The organism is Acinetobacter sp. TY1, assembly GCF_048551395.1.
Taxonomy (GTDB): Bacteria; Pseudomonadota; Gammaproteobacteria; order Pseudomonadales; family Moraxellaceae; genus Acinetobacter.
Genome location: NZ_JBLYZK010000073.1, coordinates 1 through 1,223, shown reverse-complemented (window position 1 = coordinate 1,223; position 1,223 = coordinate 1). Strand labels below are relative to the sequence as shown.

Sequence of the window (1,223 nt, the reverse complement as noted above, 5' to 3'; positions counted from 1 at the left end):
GGGTCTTTCGCCGTTGCAGTCACTTCTTGACCATTCGTTAAGTTGCCTGGGTTCGGTACTGTCCAATCACCTTTTGAATCTGCAACAGTGGTTACTGTCGTGCCATCTGGGAATTTAACTGTAACGTCTGCACCTGGCTCAGTTGTACCCGTGATCGGATCTTTTGGATTGATCGGGGTGATGTCGATTGTCGGCGCAATACCATCTACTGGTTCTTTCGCTGTGCCTTCGTTACCTGCTGGGTCTTTCGCCGTTGCAGTCACTTCTTGACCATTCGTTAAGTTGCCTGGGTTCGGTACGGTCCAATCACCTTTTGAGTCTGCAACAGTGGTTACTGTCGTGCCATCTGGGAATTTAACTGTAACGTCTGCACCTGGCTCAGTTGTACCCGTGATCGGATCTTTTGGATTGATCGGGGTGATGTCGATAACAGGACCTACACCATCGTTCACCATCTCCTTACCGATTAGTGAAATATTACCAGCCTTATCTTCAGAAATAGCTGTTACATCATCGCCTTCTTTTAAATTACCAGGATTTGGTACTGACCAATGACCTGTGCTATCAGCTTGTACAAGAACGGTTGTACCGTCAAGGAATGTCACAGTGACTTTTGAATTTGGCTCAGCCGTACCTGTAATTTCTGGATCTGTTGGTTTAATTGGATCAATGTCTGGTGTTGCAATAAGAGTATCTACTTCAAACTCAAGTGCTGGTGACTTAGAACTTTCAACACCGCTTACCGTTTGAGTTGCAGTAATACTATGCAAACCATCTATTAGAGGATTAGTTGGTGTGAATGACCACCCACCACTTGAATTGGCAGTTGTAGAACCAATGGCTACAGGATTTAAACCATCATAAATTTTAATGATTGCATCTGGAACAGCACCTGTCCCTGAAAGTAAAGGCTTACTATCATCCGTTACTGCGCCATCAATAATTGCACCTTTATGAATACCAACATCATCATCACCTTCTGGTTTATCCAATGGATCAACATCCGAATCAGAGTCACTGTCAGAATCAGAGTCGCTGTCTGAATCAGAGTCGCTATCAGAATCAGAGTCACTGTCCGAATCAGAGTCGCTGTCAGAATCAGAATCACTGTCCGAATCAGAGTCACTGTCCGAATCAGAGTCACTATCAGAATCAGAGTCGCTGTCAGAATCAGAGTCGCTGTCAGAATCAGAGTCGCTGTCAGAATCAGAGTCGCTGTCAGA

1 protein-coding gene is annotated in these 1,223 nt (G+C 45.0%); it reads right to left on the bottom strand.

Translation table 11 applies throughout. The features are described 5' to 3' along the window. On the bottom strand, positions 1-1,223 hold a 1,223-nt coding region (locus ACK2M2_RS16400), incomplete at both ends, for an Ig-like domain-containing protein (RefSeq protein ID WP_419349912.1).